General features: G+C 64.3%; 14 protein-coding genes. 2 read left to right on the top strand and 12 right to left on the bottom strand.

From position 1 onward, the window contains the following. Window positions 1–290: 290 nt before the first annotated feature. Genes tldD through HJ583_RS04465 form a run of 3 tightly spaced genes read right to left on the bottom strand, consistent with a single transcriptional unit; the run spans window position 291 to window position 6,561 of the window. Entirely contained in the window at window positions 291–1,745 is a 1,455-nt protein-coding gene (gene tldD / locus HJ583_RS04475) for a metalloprotease TldD (RefSeq protein ID WP_170020814.1), read from the bottom strand. Then, window positions 1,742–2,590, bottom strand: coding sequence for a carbon-nitrogen hydrolase family protein (locus HJ583_RS04470; RefSeq protein ID WP_170020813.1), 849 nt, complete (start codon window positions 2,588–2,590; stop codon window positions 1,742–1,744). The genes tldD and HJ583_RS04470 overlap by 4 nt, the downstream gene beginning before the upstream one ends. Then, on the bottom strand, window positions 2,587–6,561 hold the full coding sequence (locus HJ583_RS04465) for a YhdP family protein (RefSeq protein WP_170020812.1): 3,975 nt from the start codon (window positions 6,559–6,561) through the stop codon (window positions 2,587–2,589). Before HJ583_RS04465 ends, HJ583_RS04470 begins: the two co-directional genes overlap by 4 nt. Before the next feature lie 127 nt (window positions 6,562–6,688). Between HJ583_RS04465 and glnE the strand changes: the two genes are divergently transcribed. Next, entirely contained in the window at window positions 6,689–9,355 is a 2,667-nt protein-coding gene (gene glnE / locus HJ583_RS04460) for a bifunctional [glutamate--ammonia ligase]-adenylyl-L-tyrosine phosphorylase/[glutamate--ammonia-ligase] adenylyltransferase (protein WP_170020811.1), read from the top strand. Between the two features lie 113 nt (window positions 9,356–9,468). Here glnE and HJ583_RS04455 read toward each other — a convergent pair whose 3' ends face one another. Continuing rightward, a complete protein-coding gene (locus HJ583_RS04455) occupies window positions 9,469–10,596 on the bottom strand; it encodes a pectate lyase (RefSeq protein WP_170020810.1) in 1,128 nt (375 codons plus the stop codon). A gap of 278 nt (window positions 10,597–10,874) precedes the next feature. Here HJ583_RS04455 and HJ583_RS04450 point away from each other — a divergent pair, with 278 nt between their 5' ends. Further along, entirely contained in the window at window positions 10,875–11,252 is a 378-nt protein-coding gene (locus HJ583_RS04450) for a COG4315 family predicted lipoprotein (protein WP_170020809.1), read from the top strand. 142 nt (window positions 11,253–11,394) lie between these two features. On the opposite strand, the gene HJ583_RS19400 is transcribed toward HJ583_RS04450, so the two are convergent. From HJ583_RS19400 to HJ583_RS04410, 8 genes are all read right to left on the bottom strand, one after another. Next, window positions 11,395–11,598 (bottom strand): GNAT family N-acetyltransferase, encoded by a 204-nt coding sequence (locus HJ583_RS19400; protein WP_408058178.1) that lies wholly within the window; start codon window positions 11,596–11,598, stop codon window positions 11,395–11,397. A 361-nt stretch (window positions 11,599–11,959) separates the two neighbouring features. Beyond that, a complete protein-coding gene (locus HJ583_RS04440; RefSeq protein ID WP_170020808.1) occupies window positions 11,960–12,613 on the bottom strand; it encodes a DUF2238 domain-containing protein in 654 nt (217 codons plus the stop codon). A gap of 150 nt (window positions 12,614–12,763) precedes the next feature. After that, window positions 12,764–14,380, bottom strand: coding sequence for a methyl-accepting chemotaxis protein (locus HJ583_RS04435; RefSeq protein WP_170020807.1), 1,617 nt, complete (start codon window positions 14,378–14,380; stop codon window positions 12,764–12,766). Window positions 14,381–14,442: 62 nt separating this feature from the next. Beyond that, window positions 14,443–14,895, bottom strand: coding sequence for a cache domain-containing protein (locus HJ583_RS04430; RefSeq protein WP_170020806.1), 453 nt, complete (start codon window positions 14,893–14,895; stop codon window positions 14,443–14,445). Window positions 14,896–15,032: 137 nt separating this feature from the next. After that, entirely contained in the window at window positions 15,033–16,088 is a 1,056-nt protein-coding gene (locus HJ583_RS04425; protein ID WP_101941331.1) for a protein-glutamate methylesterase/protein-glutamine glutaminase, read from the bottom strand. Beyond that, window positions 16,085–16,642: a chemotaxis protein CheD gene (locus HJ583_RS04420; protein ID WP_170020805.1), complete on the bottom strand. Its 558-nt coding sequence runs from the start codon at window positions 16,640–16,642 to the stop codon at window positions 16,085–16,087. Before HJ583_RS04420 ends, HJ583_RS04425 begins: the two co-directional genes overlap by 4 nt. Before the next feature lie 115 nt (window positions 16,643–16,757). Continuing rightward, window positions 16,758–17,315, bottom strand: a complete 558-nt coding sequence (locus HJ583_RS04415) for a chemotaxis protein CheW (RefSeq protein ID WP_170020804.1) — start codon at window positions 17,313–17,315, stop codon at window positions 16,758–16,760. A 12-nt stretch (window positions 17,316–17,327) separates the two neighbouring features. Continuing rightward, a complete protein-coding gene (locus HJ583_RS04410) occupies window positions 17,328–18,935 on the bottom strand; it encodes a methyl-accepting chemotaxis protein (protein WP_170020803.1) in 1,608 nt (535 codons plus the stop codon). Between the last annotated feature and the right edge of the window lie 35 nt (window positions 18,936–18,970).

Raw genomic sequence — 18,970 nt, 5'->3', positions numbered from 1 at the left:
GCGTTTGACCTCCGGAGCGGGTTGGGCTGACTGAACCAGGTAGGGCGGGTCAATGAAATGACCTGCACGGACAAACCGTCCGATCTGGAATGATGGTTGTTGTGTCGCGGGGCGGTTATGTGTGGGGCGGTTGAAGGTGTGCCGTCATGCGCGGGTTACAGCTTCGCCTAACCCGCCCTACGCCTGAGCACCCGCTTTTTAGTTCCCCGACCACCCGCTCCGGATCAATTGCTGCCCAAAAAGACAAAGGCGCCTCACGGCGCCTTTGTCTTGTGCAGTACCGCCGGCGCTCAGCCGCCGGTGCCACCCACGGTCAGGCCGTCGATGCGCAAGGTCGGCTGGCCGACGCCGACCGGCACGCTCTGGCCTTCCTTACCACAGGTGCCCACGCCGGGGTCCAGCGCCAGATCATTGCCGATCATGGAAACGCGGGTCAGCGCGTCCGGGCCGTTGCCGATCAGCGTCGCCCCCTTCACTGGCTGGGTGATCTTGCCGTTTTCGATCAGGTAGGCTTCGGCAGTGGAGAACACGAATTTGCCGCTGGTGATGTCGACCTGACCTCCCCCGAAGTTGGCCGCGTAGAGGCCCTTCTTGACCGATGCGATGATCTCGGCCGGATCCTTGTCGCCGGCCTGCATCAGGGTGTTGGTCATGCGCGGCATCGGCAGGTGGGCGAAGGATTCGCGGCGGCCGTTGCCGGTGGGTGCAACGCCCATCAGGCCTGCGTTGTGCATGTCCTGCATGTAGCCGACGAGGATGCCGTCTTCGATCAGGGTGGTGCAGCGGGTGGGATTGCCTTCGTCGTCCACCGTCAGCGAGCCGCGGCGCCCAGTGAGGGTGCCGTCATCGACTACGGTGACGCCCTTGGCGGCGACACGCTGGCCGATGCGGCCGGCGAAGGCGGAGCTGCCCTTGCGGTTGAAGTCGCCCTCAAGACCGTGGCCGATAGCCTCGTGAAGCAGGATGCCGGGCCAGCCAGAGCCCAGCACTACGGTCATGCTGCCGGCCGGGGCGGGCTTGGCGGAGAGATTCACGCTGGCCTGATGCACCGCGCGGCGGGCGTAATCGCGCAGCACAGCGTCGTCGAAGAGCGCGTAGTCGCTGCGGCCACCGCCGCCGGAGGAACCTTGCTCGCGGCGGCCGCCATCCTCGAGGATCACCGTCAGCGACAGGCGCACCAGCGGGCGCACGTCAGCCGCCAGGTGGCCGTCGCTGCGGGCAACCAGCACCACGTCCCAGCTCGAGGCGAGGTAGGCCATGGCCTGCACGACGCGCGGATCTTCGGCACGGGCATATTGTTCGAGGCGCTCGAGCAGCGCGATCTTGGCGGCGTCCGGCAGCGAGGGCAGCGGATCGACAGCGGCATAGAGCGGCGCTGGCAGGCCGGGCGAGCGCACGCGGGTCTTGCGGCTCTGGCCCTGAGCGCCGATGGCGCGCACGGTTTTGGCGGCCTCGCCAAGGGCGGCCAGGCTGATGTCGTCGGAATAGGCGAAGGCGGTCTTGTCGCCAGCGATGGCGCGTACTCCAACTCCTTGCTCGATATTGAAACTGCCAGCCTTGACGATGCCCTCTTCGAGACTCCAGCTCTCAGCACGCTGGTACTGGAAGTAGAGGTCAGCGAACTGCACATCGTGGCTCAGGATCTGGCCGAGGCTACGATCGAGCGAGGCGGTGGTGAGGCCATAGGGCGTGAGGAGGAGTTCGGCGGCGATATCCAGCGCGGGGTTTGCTGCGGGGTGACTCATGCGGGAAGCGTTCCAGGTTCGGTTGAGGCGGATTCTTTGAAAATGCGGTGCTGCAGGGCCGGCAGGCTCTCGCGCACGGCGGCGATACGCTTGGGATCGATCTCCCCCACGACCACGCCGGGGCCGCTCGCGAGGGTCGATACTATCTCGCCCCAAGGATCGATCAGCATGCTGTGGCCGAAGGTGCGACGGCCCGAAGGATGCTCACCACCCTGCCCCGAGGCCAGCACATAGCACTGGTTCTCGATGGCTCTTGCCCTGAGCAGGATTTCCCAGTGTGCCCGTCCCGTGGTTTCGGTGAAGGCGGCAGGCACCACGATGAGGTTCGGACTGCCCATGCGGCGATAAAGTTCAGGGAAGCGCAGGTCGTAGCACACCGAGAGGCCGACCCGGCCGCAGGGTGCTTCGAAGCTCACGATCTCGCGGCCGGCTTCGATAGTGCGGGATTCGTCGTAATGCTCGGCGCCACGCGTGAAGCCGAAGAGGTGGATCTTGTCGTAACGCGCCACGCACGCGCCCTGCGGGTCGAACACCAGGCTGCTGTTGAGCACGTGGGCCTGGTCTGCCGCAGCCAGCGGCAAGGTGCCACCGATCAGCCACAGGCAATGGCGCCTGGCTTCGGCCGCGAGGAAGCGCTGAATCGGCCCCTCGCCAAAGTTTTCGCGGATGCCGATCTTGGCCTGTTCATCAGCATGGATCAGCGGGAAATACTCGGGCAGCAGCACGAGCTGCGCCCCCTGTGCAGCCGCCTCAGCGATCAGGCGGGCAGCCTCAGCCAGGTTGGCGGCCACGTCCGGCCCGGAAATCATCTGCACGGCGGCAACACGCATGGCGGACGGCGTCATTTCTCTCCCTCCTCGACGGATGAAACTCCGGACTGGACACCGGATTGCACGGCAGCCTTCAGGGTACTGATCTTGTCGACCCGGGGCTCGGCCCACGGGCCACGCACCTGGTATTCGTAGCTGAACATTTTCTCGACCGGGTCCAGCAGGATCTTCTGCGCCACATAGGTGGCCGCGCCAATCAGCGGGTTGAACACGCCCACCGCCAGGGCGCCTCCCACGGCCACCGTTTCCGACAGGGTCGGCTGCACCATCACCTGCAGATCGTGCTGCTCGCGGCCCAGATCGGTATTGCCGGTGATGAAGACGCGTGCCGCCGGGCCGCGCACTTCGAGATCGTTGGTATGCAGCACGCCGGCGGCCACGCTCATCTCGCCGCTGATGCGGTCGAAGGCGAAGCCCTGGGCATAGATGTCGCTGAAATCGAGGGTCAGGCGGCGCGGCAGGGACTGCAGGCTCATGATCCCGAGCAGGCGGCCGGCGCCGGGGTCCATCTGGCGGAAGCGGCCCTTGCGGGCCTCGAGCTTGAGGCTGCCGGCCAGGCTCGGGTAGTCGATCGCAGTAGGCGCGCCACGCCATTCCGCCTTGCCTTCGAAGTCGACCGTGCCCTTATCGACCATGCCGGCGAAGCCCAGGCGCGCGAGCATCGCGCCGGCATCCTCGCTATGCAGGCTGAAGTCCAGATGGGTGCCCGGCTTCAGGCCGACACGCTGCCAGTGACCGCTGCCGGTGAATTCGAGATCCGGCGTCTTGAGGCTGACCTGCTCGAGCTTCCAGAGCTGGCCATCATTCACCGCACGCAGTTTGAGCTGGCCGAAATCGATGTTGCGGGTGCTGAAGTGCTCGGCCTCCACATCCAGCGCCGGCAACTGGCGACCACTGGCGGACTCGGCTACATCCACCACGCTGGCAATCTCGGCAGCGCCGCCCGGGTGCTGCAGGTTCAGGCGCTTGAGACGGGCACGCAGATTGCCGGCACCCAACTCGCCCCAGCTCAGCTCGCCGGCCATGTCCGGCCCGTCGAGCTGCAGGCTCCAGTCATTGCCACGACGCAAGGCTTTGCCCTGCTGGTCTCGGAAGCGATAGCCCCCCACGCGCAGCTCGCCCACCCGGAAAGCCGCCGCGACCTGGGGCTGACCACCGCTGCCCGAGGCAAAGCCCGTCATGAATTCATCGACCACCGGGATCCAGGGATTGACGTCCACCTGAGGCGCCACACCGGAAAAACGCCAGCCCTGCATCGGCAGCGTGGCGGTTTCGCCAACGGCCAGCGCGCCCGAGGTGAACTGGCAAGGCGTATCACCGCAGCGCTCGCTCCAGGCCACATCGAGACGCTTGTCGAGGCGCACACGCCAGATCTGGTTTTGCCCGCCCAAGGTCTCGCGCTTTTCCTGACGCAGGGAAAAGTTCAGCGGCCAGGCCTCGCTGGCGGGTTTGGCAAAGGGCGCCGGCAAGCTGGAGCTGATGCCGATCAGGCTGGTGTCCGCACTCAGATCAAGCAGGCCGTGGCGCACCCGGATCACCAGGGCCACTGGAGTTTCACCCCCAAGGTGACGCCAGGCCGGGTTGCGCACCAGTTGGTCCAGCCCACTCGCAGTCATGCTGCCCTGGGCATCGAAGCGCAGGTTGCCGTCCGCTTCGGTCACGCCGGTGGCGCGCACACGCCGCCCCAGGAACATGGCCCCTGCCACCGGCAGGCTGATACCCTTCTCGGTGAAGCCCAGCGTGGCGCTGGCTTCGGTGAATTCAGGCAAGGCCGGGATCAGTTGCAGGCTCGGCGCCTGGAAACGGTAATCGCCGCGCACCCGGGTGTGGATGGATTCATGCAGCGGGATTTCAATGCGCAGATTGAGTTCTCCATTACCGCTGGCACGCACATTGCGCGTGAAACTGCCAACCAGATTGGCCAGCAGGTGGCTGCCATTCACGTAGCGCAGGAAATCAGGGTTGGGGCCGCTGGCCTTGCCATCAACGGTAAGCACCTGCTTGCCCTGGTCCATCAGGTCCGGAATCTCGACCTTCACGCCGCGCGCGGTGGCTGCGCCGTAGCGGCCGCTATCGGCCCGGATGGTCATGCGCTGGCGATCAAGCATGAAGCTGCCTTGCAAGGCATTCATACCGGGCCAGCCGGAGTAGAACTCGCTGATCAGCGCGTCGCGCAGGCCGGCTTCGAGCTTGAACACGCCGGGCGCGTGATTGAAGGGGAACTGGTTCAGCTCACCCGTGAGCTGGAAGGCCAGGTTCTCACCGCGCCCACCCTGCAGATAGCTGCGCAGCCAATCCACGGCCTGCACCGGCGCCACCGCCGGAATGTAGCGCCACACCGCATCGAGCCTGGCCGCCGGCGCGCGCGCGCGGACATCCAGATAGCCCGGCCCGCTGGCCCGCGCCTGCCAGTAACCGGAGGCCTCGGCCTGCACATCCGGATTGCTGGCCTGCAGCCGGTCCAGCCGCACGGTGAGACGCTGGACCTTGTCCTGCGGCGCCGGCTCATAGCCCCAGCGCCCCTTGAGTTCGGCCTGATCCAGCACCATGAAGGGTTCATGCATGATGTGCGGCAGATAGAGGCCGCCCTGCTTGAAACCGAGGCGGAACTCACCACTGCGCTCGCTGCCGCTGAGCTGGCCCGAAAGCCCCTTGAAGCCAGGAATATGCCCCACTGGATGGAGGTGCAGATCAGCAAAACGGGCGGCCAGGGTGAAATGCTCGACCGGTTTGGCCGCACTCCCCTCCCAGCTGAGTTTCACATCTTCGATGCGCCCGGAAGGGTCGGCCAGCACCAGTTGGCGGCGCTGCTCCTCGGGCAGTGGGAGGAAGCTTGCGAGCTGGGCCAGCACCTTCACATCCTGGGCGCTGGTGGCAAATTCGCCGCGCGCTTCGCGCCCGGCCCGGGCCGGCACATAACGCAGACTCAGCGTGGTTGGGCCCACCTGCAGGCCGTCCTGTGCGGCGAGGCTGAGGCGCTCGGCCGCCAGATCGATACCTCCGTCACGGCGGCTCAGGCGCACCCGCCCCTGCAGCGCATGCAGGTCCAACTGCGGAATATCCTTGCCGAAGCGCAGCGACACCTCGGCCAGCGCCACATCGGCCGTCAGGCCGGTGAGCTGGAGGGCATCGAAGCTGGCCCAGGCACGTAACCCACCGCGTCCACGGGTCAGACCCAGCGGGTAATCCACCCATTGCTGCCAGACCGCCAGATCCGCCTCGTCGAGCGAGGTGTAAACAGTGCCGCGCCAGTCTTCGAGCTCAGCGAAACTGCGCCCGCGCAGATCGCCACGCAGATCCAGATTGGCCGAATAGGCCGCAGGCGGGCTCGCCTGCAGTGCGAAACGGTGACGCCGGCCGCTGTTTTCGAGGCGCAGACTGACCTTGTCCAGGGTCAGCGGTGGGGCCGAGCGCTGGGCATCGGCCCAGGTCAGGCGTGCATCGCGGATCAGGATCTGATCCTGCTGCAACACGAAATCTGCCGCGCCGGAACCCTCGCCACCGGTACTCACCGCCAAACCGGCCACGAACAGACGGCCATCGGCCTCGCGACGCACGGCCAACTCCGGGCGGATGATCTCGAGGCGATGCAGACGCAGGCCAAAATGCCACAGGGAGGACCAGGCCACCGCGGCATTCACCGCCGGCAATTCCAGCGCCGGGCGACCGGCCTTGTCCAGCACCTGCACATTGCGGATGGCGAGCTCCGGGCGCAGGCCATCCCAGTTTGCATCGAGCTGCTCGATGCGCACCGGCAAGCCGAGGGCCTGGCTCAGCGCCTGTTCGATCTCCACGCGGTGCGCGGCAATCTGCGGCGCGCCAAGATAGCGCAGCAAGAGCAGGGCCACGCCGAGCACGAAGAAGGTCAGCAGCAGCAGCGTGCGCAACAGCTTAGGCAACATCAGGGGCAGACGCAGCCAGGCCTGCCAACGGGAGCGGGCACGCGTGCACAGCGAATCAGGAGGGGTGCCGGTCGGCTCAAGCATTCAGGCTGGACGTCGCCACTGCGGTGGCGGCATGATGGGAGGGCGATTTTATCAGGGCCGGACCTGCTGCCGCCCTTTATTCCGCCGTAGATCACAGAGTCTGACAACCGTCCGTCGCGTTTCCACCATGACCGATACCACTGCCCTGATCAGCCGCGCCTGTGCCCACAGCCGCCACCTCGAACGCCAGCTTGCTGCCCGTCCCTGGCTGGCCGAGCGCCTCGGGACGAGTCTTGCTGCGCCACTCACGCGCGCCGACATGGAAGCCTTCCTGGCAGAAAGCCCGCTCGACGAGACGAATCTGGCCCCGCGCCTGCGCGCCCTCAAGAGCTGGGTGGCGGCGCACGCCATGGTGCGCGATCTGGCCGGGCTGGCGCCGCTGGAGGAAGTCACCGCGGCCATGACCAACATCGCTGAGGCCGCCATCGTCACCGCCCAGCGCGTGCTCACGGCCCAGCTCACGACCCGCTTTGGCACACCGCGCAGTCCCTCTGGCGAAGCCCAGGCGCTGATCGTGATCGGCATGGGCAAACTCGGTGGCGGCGAGCTGAATGTGTCCTCCGATATCGATCTGATCTTTGCCTACCCAGAAGACGGCGAAACCGACGGCGCACGCAGCATCAGCAACTTCGATTTCTTTACCCGCCTGGGTCGCGCGCTGATCGGCGCGATCTCTGAGCTCACCGGCGATGGCTATGTGTTCCGCGTCGACATGCGCCTGCGCCCGAATGGCGACTCCGGCCCGCTGGTGGCCTGCTTCGAGATGCTGGAGAACTACTTCATCACCCAGGGCCGCGAATGGGAGCGCTACGCCTGGATCAAGGCGCGCCCGCTGACCGGCACACGCCACGATGAGCTGAAGAACATCGCCCGCCCCTTCATCTTCCGCAAGTATCTCGACTTCGGCGCCATCAACGCCATGCGCGAACTGCATGCGCAGATCCGCCGCGAAGTGGCCCGCCGCGAAATGGCGGACAACGTAAAGCTCGGCCCCGGCGGCATCCGCGAAATCGAATTCCTGGCCCAGGTCTTCCAGCTGATCCGCGGCGGCGGTGATCACGGCCTGCAGATCCGCCCGACCCTCAAGGTGCTGCGCGCGCTGGTCCATCGCGGCCAGCTCGAAGCCGAAACCGAAGCCCTGCTGGCCGCCGCCTACGATTTCCTGCGCCGCCTCGAACACCGCATCCAGTATCTCGAAGACGCCCAGACCCATACCATCCCGGGCAATGCCGAAGACCGCCTGCGCCTGGCCCGGGCCATGAACTGCGACGATTACGAGGGCCTCATCGCAGCACTCAATGTGCACCGCCACATCGTGGGCAAGCACTTCACCGAAGTCTTCGGCGACCCGGTGGCGCAAGATCATCGCCTCGACCCGATCTGGCAAGGCGCCTGTGAAGCCGGGCCGACCGGCGACTGCCTCGGCGAGCTTGGCTACCGCAAGCCGCTCGAATCCTCCGCCCGCCTGCAGGAGTTCCGCAACAGCGCCCGCCTGCGCAGCATGGGAGACGAAGCCCGCCACCGCCTGGATGCGCTGATGCCGCGCATCCTCGAGCTCGCCGCAGCACGCCCCGATCCCGATCAGACCCTCGCCCGCATGATCGAGCTGCTCGAAGCGATCTGCCGCCGCTCGGCCTACCTCGCCCTGCTGCAGCAATACCCACAGGCCATGGCACGCGTGGTGGAACTGGTCTCCGCCTCCAGCTGGGCCGCCACCTACGTGACGCGCCATCCGCTGCTGCTCGACGAGTTGCTGGATAACCGCAGCCTCACCGAGGAGCCGGACTGGTCCCACTTCGCCACCGCCCTGCACGAGGCCATGGAGCGCCTCGGCGACGATGTGGAGCGCCAGATGGACGTGATGCGCGAGCAGCACCATGCCCAGGTCTTCCGCCTGCTCAACCGGGATCTCGCCGGCCAGCTCAGCGTGGAGCGTCTCTCCGACCACCTCTCGGCCGCCGCAGATACGGTGCTGGCCGAAACCCTCAGCCTGAACTGGAAGCGCGCCCGCCGCCACGCCGATGAACACCGCTTCGGCATCCTTGGCTACGGCAAGCTCGGTGGCAAGGAACTCGGCTATGCCTCAGACCTCGATCTGGTCTATGTGCATGACGACCCGAACACCGACTGCCAGCCGGTCTACGCCCGCCTCGCCCAGCGCATCAATACCTGGCTCGACAGTCGCACCGCCGCTGGCCACCTCTTCGAGATCGACACGCGCCTGCGCCCGAACGGCGAATCCGGTCTGCTGGTGGTGTCCCTGGAAGGCTTCGCCCAATACCTGCGCAATGACGCCTGGGTATGGGAGTTGCAGGCCCTGACGCGCGCCCGCTTCTGCGCTGGCCACCCGGCCGTAGGCGCCCAGTTCGAAACCCTGCGCACCGGCCTGCTGGCCCAGCAGCGCGACATCACCAAGCTGCGCGAAGAGGTGCTGGGCATGCGCCGCAAGATGCGCGAATCCTTCGCCAACAAGGGACCGGGCTTCGAGCTCAAGCATGACGCAGGCGGCCTGATCGACGTGGAATTCATCGTCCAGTATCTGGTGCTGGCCTATTCCCACGCCCATCCCGAACTCACCGAAAACAAGGGCAACATCGCCCTCCTGGGCCGCGCGGCCAATGCCGGCCTGATTCCGGCAGCGCTGGCCGAAGCCAGCGCCAACAGCTATCGCGCCCTGCGCCACGCCCAGCACGGCCTGCGTCTGAACCAGTACAAGAGCCGCGTGCCCGACGATAGCCTGGACCATTGGCGCACGCCAGTACAGGCCTTGTGGCAGAGCGTGTTTGGCGAATAGCAGCGAGGCTCCTGCATCGCCCGGCTTGGACGCTGATGCCAAAACCCACCGCATGAAAAAGCCGCCCGGCGCAACACGCGGGGCGGCTCAGCTTGCAAGTACTCGGAGCGGGATCAGTAAGCCGTCACATCTGCCGGACTCAGATCGCAATAGGCGGTGTTGAAGAACTCGCCGTTATTGGTCTGTGCCTCGCCCGGCTGCACGCCCACGGCCTGCACGCACACCTTGGGGCTGCCCTTGACGTAGTTCTTGATCTTCAGGTTACGCACCGTAGCCTTGTCGCCGTAGTTGTAGTTCAAGCGGATGGCATAGGCCTGGACGTTCTTGGCTGAATCCCAGATGCGGCCGGTGATATTCACACGGTCGATATCCAGTTTGCGCGGGCCACCGTTGTCCGAGCAATTGCCGCAGGACATCCAGAAACGCCCAATATCGCCATAGGTGTTGAAATCCCGCACCTTGACCGTGCTGCCCTTGCCGTTGTGCTGGAACACTTTGTCCGACGCATGGCTGGCCGAGCCCCCCACCACACTCATGACTTTGCCCGAGCCACCGAGCATGGTGGCCGCGTCTTCACACACGTCTTCCCAATGCACGTTCTCGAGCGTGCAATTGCCCTTGCAATGCACGCCATCGGAACCATTGAGGCCACCATGGATGATCACGTTCTTGAGCACCGCGCCATCTTCGAGCAGGAAGACCGGCTTCTGCCCTTCGTCATCACAGCTGGCGGCCTGGGCGCTAATGCCGATGCGCTGGAAGCCGTAGTCCTTGGTGGTATTGGCCGGAATGGTGACCGTCGTGGGATTGATCACAGTGCCAGTGGCCGCCGGGATACCGGCAGTCGAAGAGGCGGCTTTTGACGAAGCGGCGACGCTGGAAGCGGCCTTGGACGAAGCCGCCGCACTGGAAGCGGCCTTGGAAGATGCTGCCGCGCTGGCAGCAGCGGATGAAGCAGCTGCGCTGGAGGCCGCCGACGTACTGCCAGCATACGAGCACCAGGCCGAGGTGGTGTAGCTATTGCTCGGGAACGCCGAGCCGATGCAGGCAAAGCTGTCCGTCTTGGTGGCGTAAACAAAGCTACCGGACTTGCCGAGTGCCACCGAGCGGCTGCCCGTCATCGTGCAGGTCGCCCCGGTGTTCTGCGCACACTTGGTGTAGCCGGTCGGTGCATCCGAAGCGGCCTGGGTGCTGACGGCCGCCAGCGCCAGCAAGGCGCCGGTAATGAAACGGAATTTCATGTCTTGTCTCCTGCCAGGCTATGTAGTGGCCATCGCCGGTCCTGGCTCCCGGCAATGGGTCTCTAGCACTGAAGTAATAAGTTCAGTGGCGTGAAATATGTTCCGGCGCCCTGTCCAAGTCAAGTCGCAGAGCAGCAGGCTCAGGCCACCCGCAAGCAGCGCAAGGCCCCATTGCGTACGAGTGGGAGGTTTCCGGGCAGCCCGCTCAGGCCCGGAATAGTCTGCAGCAGGGGCGCCAGACCCAAAGTGCGCATCCCCACCCCAATAAGGAGAACACCATGAAAATCAGGCATCTCACCTACCCGCTGCTCCTCTCAGCCCTGCTCGCCGCCTGTGCGATGCAGCCGCCAGCCCCGGCCAAGCTCACTGACGGCGTCCTTACCGGCAACGGCGGCATGACGCTCTACACCTTCGACCGCGACACGGCAGGCAACGGCAAGAGCGTCTGTAACGGCCCCTGCGCAACAAACTGGCCGCCGCTCTACGTGGCCGAGGGCGAAGCCCCGAGTGGGGACTACAGCATCGTCACGCGCGACGACGGCAAGAAGCAGTGGGCCTTCAAGGGCAAGCCGCTGTACTACTGGATCAAGGATCAGAAACCGGGCGACCGCACGGGAGACGGCGTGAACAACACCTGGCACCTCGCCAAGCCCTGAAGACCGCAGAAGGATGCGCCAGACACACGCGGGTCTGGCGCCGGCCTTTCAGCCCCGAATACTCTCGCGCTCCCGGCACCGCCAGGATTCACGAGTGACTGCTGAGGCAAGCCTTGAATCGAACGTCAATCCTTACCCTCGGCTATGGCAATCGCTTGCCCAGGACATGGGAGCGAACCGAATAGCCAAGTTCTTCATAGAGGGCCATCGCTCTCTCGTTGAAGGACCAGACCTGCAGACGCATGTCCGCGGCTCCACGTCTCGCCGCCCACGCTTCGGCCAGAGCAACCAGAGCCCGGCCAACACCCTTGCCTCTGTGCTCTGCGGCGACTCCGACAGAGCCAATCCGACCGTAGGTGATGGCTGCATGAGCGGGCCTGTTTCACTGACCAGGCCGACGGCGATGAACCCGATGATCCACGCATTCTCCTCCGCAACAAACATGGCGGAATCCGGAGAAGCAAGGCTCTTCGCCCAGGCGTCATGATCGCGCTCGAGGCCACCACAGGGCGCGAATATCTGTGCCAGGCAGCACGGTGGATCTGGTGCGCCTCATTGCCCAGCGCGCAGATTGAACTCAGGTCCGTGACGGAGGCTTCGCGGTAAGAAATCACGGTGACGCCCAAATCCAGGCAGGGCGCCCGGCACCATGCTTCCCGAGCGCTCCTGCAAGGCGAATACTTAAGACCGAACAGATCAAGATGCACCTACGCAGAAGAAGGCGCTCCGCCTGTGGGTTTGCCTTGGTTCATTTTCGCGATCTGGCGATCGTGCCAGCCCGCGAACAAGAGCATCGCAGTGCAGGCTCCGATCAGCGCCATGCACATATCCCACTGCGTATCCCACTGGTCGCCCTGGGTGCCGAGAAACTCGTCAGCCCCCTGCCCGAGCAGCAGTGCCGCCCACCATTCGACCAGCTCGTAACAGGCACTCACGGCCAGCGCTACGCAGATGCACAGGAAGGCAGCCATTCGCCGGCCGCGCACCCAGGCGCCGCGTAGCAGGATTTCACGCGCCACCATGGCCGGCACAAAGCCCTGCATGAAGTGGCCGAGACGATCATAGGGGTTGCGCGCAAAGCCCAGCCAGTCCTGCAGCCAGAAGCCAAGCGGCACCCGGGCATAGGTATAGGCCCCGCCATAGATCAGGACGAGGCAATGCAAGGCAATGAGGATGTAGAGCAAATCCGTGAGCGGATAGCGCTGGCGGCTGGCCACCAGCACAGCTACTGCAAGCACCGCAGGCACGACTTCCATGACCCAGGTAATGCGATCGAAGGGGGCGATACCGGACACGATCAGGGCCAGGACGACCAGGATAGCAAGGCTGCGCGGCAGGGCTTCGGACGAGGTGGCGGACATGGAGAACTCCGGCTTGGGCAAGGCGCCAGTGTAGCGCAGCGCCCGCCCGGCTATGGCGCAGGCATGCCGGCTGGATCTGCCCGGATCGGATTCAAGGCACCCTGGAGCCAAGCCCAAGAGGGCCTTTGTCTGCGCGGCAGCGCGCGGATTTCAGCAGCGGAAGCGTGCGACCGTCTCGGTCAGGCCGCGAGCGAGATGCTCCAGTTCGCCTGCAGCCTCGCGCCCACGTTCTACGGCAGAGGAACTAATCGCGCTACTCTGGCTGATCTGCTCCACACGCTGGGCAATCTCGGTCGAAGCGCTGGTTTGCTGGCGCGCCACTTCACTCAGCTCACGCAAATTCTCCAGCGAGCGATGGGCACCTTCATCAAGCTGGCGTAGCGGATCGCGCAGGCTTTCAACTTCGCTCACGCCGCTTTCCACCTGCTGCCGCGCCACGCCCATTTCACCTGCCGCTTCCCGCGCCTGGCGTTGTACCTGCTCGATCATTCGCTGGATCTGTGAGGTGGCCGTCGCGGTTTTTTCGGCCAGCTTGCGCACCTCATCAGCGACCACGGCAAAACCACGCCCACCCTCGCCGGCACGCGCAGCTTCAATTGCAGCATTAAGCGCCAGCAGATTGGTCTGGTCCGCAATCTCGTGGATCACGTTGGCAAAACCGCTGATCTCTTCGGCGCTGCTGACGAGAGCCGTCATCGAGTTGGCGGTGCCATCCACGGTGCTCACGATGTGGCGCACTTCTTCTGCGGCGTGAAGCACAAGGTCGCGTCCACAGGTGGCCGTCTGCGAGGTTTCGTGTGCAACCTGCACCACCGCCTCGGTGCGCTCGGCAGCGCTCCACACACTTTCAGTAAGGCCACTCACCATCTGCGAAATACCTGCCAGGGAAGTGCTCTGCTGGCTGACTGTTTCAGCCACACCACTGGCCACACCGCTCATGGTGTGGGCAGCTTCCTCTACATTACGCACACTGGCCTGCACCTCACCAATCACGATGCGCAAGCCCTCCTGCATGCGCGCCAGCGCCATCAGCAACTGGCCCACCTCGTCGGCGGACTGCGGTGCGATCCGCTCGGTCAGATCACCGTCGGCCACCCGGCCGGCTACGCGCACGGCATCAGCCATCGGGATGGCTATCCGGCGTGCCATGAAGAAGCTGGTGACGATGGAAAGCAACAGGGACGCGACCAGAATCGCCGCCGTCATCAGGAGTGCCTGGCGGGCATCCGCTTCGGCGGACTCATAACGCTCGCGAGCCGCATCGGTCTGGCTCTCGATGGCCTGACTCATCGCCCGGACGATCTCGCGGAACACATCGTCAGCGGTCTGCATGCCCGAGCGGCCCATGTTGGGGTCCACGGTCGCCATATCCAGCGCCGTACTGACGGCCTTGCGATAACGCGCCAGACCGCTGGCCACCTCGCCCAGCACGGCACGTTCGGCTTCCCCGATATCGTTTGCAGTGCGGATGGCCTGGACCTGGGAGTCGGTCCGGACGATGGCCGCATCGATGGCTGCTGTGCGCGCCGCCACCTTTTCGGAAGCCAGACCATCCAGCGCCGTGAACAGGCTGTAGGCCTCGGCATGAGACTGCAGGAGGCCGTTTTCCAGCCCCTTGAGGAGGAGCACATAGTTGAAGCGTTGTTCGAACAGCTCGCGCAGGGCAGCGCCCATTGCGTTGATCGAAATGACACTGCTGGCCCCAAGGAGCAGCATGAGCAGCGCGCACAAGAGCGGTGCAGCGAGCATCCGGTGAATGATCCGCATGAAGCGCTCCCGGTGGGTATCAGGCTAGCGGGCCCGGCAGAAGCCGGCCCCTTCACGCAGGCTCAACGCTTGTACACGCCGGCACAGACAATGTCCTCGCCGGAGCGCTCGCAATACGCTTGCTTGGGCAAAACCTTTTTGCTGACCGGATCGGTGAATTTGTAGTCCTGCCAAAACTTGCCTTTGCTTTTGGCAAGATCAACACGCTCACGCACAAACAGCTTGCCGTCCGGATCCTTGAAATCGATCAGATCCTTGCCGACCATCTTGTCGTTCTGGCCATGAGCCAGCACCTTGCCGGTGGTGTCATACACCACCGGATAAAGATCACGATCAATCCATTTCGGGGCTTTGGCCGTGATCTCGCTCAGCGTCGCCGCGCGGTTGGACTTGAGCGCCGCAACGGCCTTGACCACCATGCTTTCAGCCTCTTTGGCAGAAGCAAACTCATCCGCTGCGTGAGCACTACCGAACGCGGCCAGCCAGGCCACGCACAGGAAGGGAACTGTTTTCATCTTGCCTCCGGGAATCAAGCAGGCTCCACTTGGCCGCTCTCTGAATTAATAACGTCGCCAGCGGCACAGCTTTGAGGCGCACAAAGAGGCAGCCCCTGCAGCTTCATGCCCCCAGGGCGGGAAGCGCCTGAAGAGGCTCAGGCCAACTCCAGGATGCGCCGGGCAATATCGGGCAGCGCCAGTTGCTCCTGCACGCCGCCCAGGCGCATGGCCTCCTTGGGCATGCCGTAGACCACGCAGCTGGCTTCATCCTGCCCCAGCGTCAGTGCGCCGGCGTCGTGCATTTCCTTGAGGCCGCGCGCGCCATCATCACCCATACCGGTCATGATCACGCCCAGCGCACTGCTCCCCGCGAGCTTTGCCACCGAACGAAAGAGCACGTCCACCGAGGGTTTGTGGCGATTCACGAGCGGGCCGTCAGCCACCTCCACGGCCCAACCGCTGGCCACACGCACCAATTGCATGTGGCTGCCACCCGGCGCAATCAGGGCGCGCCCCGGCAGCACCCGATCGCCATCCTGTGCCTCACGGATCTCGGGTATACAGAAGCTGTCGAGGCGTTCGGCAAAGGCAGCGGTGAATTTCTCCGGCATGTGCTGCACGATCACCAGCGGCGGGCAATCGGCCGGCATCTGGCGCAGCACGTTCTCCAGCGCCACGGTGCCGCCCGTGGAAGTACCGATAGCCACCATGCGGGCGCCCGCACGGGGGGCACGCGCAACAACGGGCTCCGCACTTCGCGCTTCAGGCAGCGCCGATGAAGCGCCGGACGCCGCCTGCAGGCCACGCAGGTTGGCATGTGCCGCAGTGCGGATCGCGGCAAGCAGATCGCTGGTCACATCGTGCAAGAACTGGCGCACACCCAGCCGGGGCTTGGTGATGATGCTGATGGCCCCTGCCGCCATGGCCTGCATGGTGACCTGCGCGCCGCGCTCGGTGTGCGAGGAGCAGATCACCACGGGGGTCGGTCGCTCGGCCATGATCTTGCGCAGGAAGGTGATGCCATCCATGCGCGGCATTTCGATATCCAGCACGATCACATCGGGCCAGGCATCACTCATCTTGGGCAGGGCAAACAACGGGTCCGCTGCCGTGCAGGCAATTTCCATATCCGCGGCATGGCTGATCAGCTCGCTCACCACTTGGCGCACGATGGCCGAATCATCGATCACAGCTACCCGGATCCGCCTCATTTCCGGCCTCGCGCCCGCGCCATCTCGCTCGGGCTGACGCCCTGCTGCTTGAGCCACACATCGCCGCTCCAGACATCCAGCATCAGCTTGCGGTGACTTTCACCGCCCAGATGCTTGGCGATCAATGGAATGCCGTAACGCTCCAGCTGGGCCAGCCCCATCTCGATGTTGCGCTCGCCCACATTAGCTTCGCGACGCTGCGCAATGTCAGCAAACATGTTGGCGCCGCCAAAGAGCTTGGCCTGGAACTCCTCGGGCTCAGCGGCGACCCGCATGATGTGGCCCATGAACAACTTCATGGCCTCGTCGCCATAGCGCCCGTCGTAACTTCCACCCTCAGGGATCACCCCGCGCGAGGGCAGCATGAAATGGCACATCCCCCCCACCCGCAGCCTGGGATGCCACAGGGTGATCGAAACACAGGAGCCCAGCAGAGTGACGATACGCGTATCCGCACCACCGAAATGGAAGCCCCCCGGATTGAGGAACACCTCCTGGATGCAATCCGGGCGCTCATTGAGGAATCCGGGCGGAGTGAAGGATTGGGCTGCCATGGTGAAACGAAGGTATTCAAACAGATTTCAAGACGGAAGCCAGACACTCTGGCCAGACACCTGCGGGCGGCTGGCCGATGCCCGGCGCCGCACACGGGCCACCCGTGCAGAAGGTTCAGGCGGCGAGCGTTTCCCCCTCCCGGTTGTCCTGCAGGCTGCCGTGCAGTGCGCCGAGTGCAGCGAGTTCATCGAGCGAGAGCACGTGATTGACGCTGAGGATGATCACGAACTGCTCGCCAACCTTGCCCATGCCGGAGATGAAGTCCGTACGGATGTTAGCGCCGAAGGCTGGCGGGGCTTCGATGCGGTTGGCCGGAATATCCTGCACCTCGCACACGGCGTCCACGATCACGCCGATATCGTGGCGCTCGCCTTCGCCCCCGCCAATCTCGATGATCACGATGCAGGTGCGCCGGGTGATCTGGCAGCCTCCGCGGCCAAAGCGCGCCGAGAGATCCACCACCGGCACCACCGCGCCGCGCAGATTAATCACGCCACGAATGTGCTCGGGCATCATCGGAATGGTGGTGAGCTTGCCGTACTCAATGATTTCCTTGATCGACAAAATGCCGATGGCGTAGAGCTCGCCACCAAGCAGGAAGGTGAGGTACTGATGGCTCTGCTCGTCGGCCAGAGTGGCGGCGAGCGAGCCTGCTGGAATGATGTTGGCCATGATGCCCTCCCTTTAGAAGCGCACGAATTCCTTGTCGCCCGGCTCGCCACCAGAGCCGATGCGTACGGTGTGGCGCGTGGAGCGCATGGCCTTGTCGACCACCCCGGCACTCGCCGCTCCGCCCGCCAGCTTGAAGAAAGCCATCAGCTGCTGCAACTGCTCGGCCTGACCACTCATTTCTTCGGCCGTGGCCGCCAGCTCTTCAGAGGCCGAGGCGTTTTGCTGGGTGAGCTGGGAGAGCTGGGAAAGGGCGGCATTGATCTGCCCGACGCCGCCCGATTGCTCGGTGGATGCGGCAGCGATCTCCTGCACCAGTTCGGAGGTCTTCTGGATCGAGGGCACCATTTCATCGAGCAGCTTGCCAGCCTTCTCTGCCAGCTGCACCGAGCCGCCGGCCAGCTCGCCGATTTCCTGCGCGGCCACCTGGCTGCGCTCGGCCAGCTTGCGCACTTCAGCCGCCACCACGGCAAAGCCCTTGCCGTGCTCTCCGGCACGCGCCGCTTCGATCGCGGCGTTGAGCGCCAGCAAATTGGTCTGGTAGGCAATGTCGTCGATGATGCCGATCTTGTCTGCAATCTGCTTCATGGCGAGAACGGTTTTTTCGACCGCTTCACCGCCCTCGCCGGCTTCACGTGCGGCCTTGATGGCCATACCGTCGGTGACCTTGGCGTTATCTGCGTTCTGCGTCACCGAACTGCTCATCTCTTCCATCGAAGCTGAGGTTTCCTCGACGCTGGCAGCCTGTTCGCTGGAAGCTTGCGAGAGTGACTGCGAAGTAGCACTGATCTGGCCGGAGGCGCCGGTGAGGCTATCGGCTGCAGTACGCACCTCGGTAATGATCTGGGCGAGCTTGGTGCTCATTTCATCCAGCGAGCCCAACAGCATGCCAACCTCGTCGGTGCTGTCTGCCTTGACCGTGGCAGTGAGATCCCCCTGCGCAATCCTGTTGGCCACATCAAGCGCCTGATTGATCGGCCGGGTGATGCTGCGGGTCACAATCCAGGCCGCCAGACCCGCAATCAGCAAGGCACCGAAGAACACCACCAGCACCAGTAGTTTGGTTTGCTCAGCCAGCTTTTCGGCGCTATGTCCATCCTCTTCCATCAGCTTGACCTGGAATTTGATCAGGTCATTCACGGCATCCATGTAAGCGCTCTGGGTCTTGCGCAGCTCGCCGAAAATGGTGGCTACCGCGTCGGCACGCCGGTTTTCGTTGACCGCCTTGATCACCACATCCTGCTGCGCGACATAACCAGCCCGCGCTACATTCACTACCTTGAGCAGCTCGACGCCCTTTTCGGAGGTAATGTTTTTCTCGAGCTTTTCGAGGCTGTCGCTAATGCTCTTGCGCAGCAGGGGAATCTGGTCCAGTTCGGCTTTCACCGCATCCGGCTTGTCAGCCAGGACTGCATTGCGCAATCGCCGGGCCACAGTATTGAGGTCATTGATGACATTGTTGGACCACTCCGTCTTCGGGAAGCGGTCATTCACCATCACATTGACCATCTCGTCGAGCGCACTGACGCGGGTGTAGGCCAGGATGGAGATGATACCCATCATGGCTACGACCAGACCGAAGCCGATGGCCAGCTTTACTCCGAGTTTCAGATTTTTGAACATGATCCAGCTCCTTCACATTAAAGCGATTGACTGCG

The sequence above is a fragment of the Uliginosibacterium aquaticum genome (assembly GCF_012972705.2).
In the GTDB taxonomy this organism is placed as follows: Bacteria; Pseudomonadota; Gammaproteobacteria; order Burkholderiales; family Rhodocyclaceae; genus Uliginosibacterium; species Uliginosibacterium aquaticum.
This window is presented reverse-complemented; position numbering and strand designations above follow the sequence as displayed.

Excerpts from the sequence above, each read along its gene's own strand:
- tldD (WP_170020814.1), bottom strand. The coding sequence starts at position 1,745 with ATGAGTCACCCCGCAGCAAACCCCGCGCTGGATATCGCCGCCGAACTC.
- HJ583_RS04470 (WP_170020813.1), bottom strand. The coding sequence starts at position 2,590 with ATGACGCCGTCCGCCATGCGTGTTGCCGCCGTGCAGATGATTTCCGGG.
- HJ583_RS04465 (WP_170020812.1), bottom strand. The coding sequence starts at position 6,561 with ATGCTTGAGCCGACCGGCACCCCTCCTGATTCGCTGTGCACGCGTGCC.
- glnE (WP_170020811.1), top strand. The coding sequence starts at position 6,689 with ATGACCGATACCACTGCCCTGATCAGCCGCGCCTGTGCCCACAGCCGC.
- HJ583_RS04455 (WP_170020810.1), bottom strand. The coding sequence starts at position 10,596 with ATGAAATTCCGTTTCATTACCGGCGCCTTGCTGGCGCTGGCGGCCGTC.
- HJ583_RS04450 (WP_170020809.1), top strand. The coding sequence starts at position 10,875 with ATGAAAATCAGGCATCTCACCTACCCGCTGCTCCTCTCAGCCCTGCTC.
- HJ583_RS04440 (WP_170020808.1), bottom strand. The coding sequence starts at position 12,613 with ATGTCCGCCACCTCGTCCGAAGCCCTGCCGCGCAGCCTTGCTATCCTG.
- HJ583_RS04435 (WP_170020807.1), bottom strand. The coding sequence starts at position 14,380 with ATGCGGATCATTCACCGGATGCTCGCTGCACCGCTCTTGTGCGCGCTG.
- HJ583_RS04430 (WP_170020806.1), bottom strand. The coding sequence starts at position 14,895 with ATGAAAACAGTTCCCTTCCTGTGCGTGGCCTGGCTGGCCGCGTTCGGT.
- HJ583_RS04425 (WP_101941331.1), bottom strand. The coding sequence starts at position 16,088 with ATGAGGCGGATCCGGGTAGCTGTGATCGATGATTCGGCCATCGTGCGC.
- HJ583_RS04420 (WP_170020805.1), bottom strand. The coding sequence starts at position 16,642 with ATGGCAGCCCAATCCTTCACTCCGCCCGGATTCCTCAATGAGCGCCCG.
- HJ583_RS04415 (WP_170020804.1), bottom strand. The coding sequence starts at position 17,315 with ATGGCCAACATCATTCCAGCAGGCTCGCTCGCCGCCACTCTGGCCGAC.
- HJ583_RS04410 (WP_170020803.1), bottom strand. The coding sequence starts at position 18,935 with ATGTTCAAAAATCTGAAACTCGGAGTAAAGCTGGCCATCGGCTTCGGT.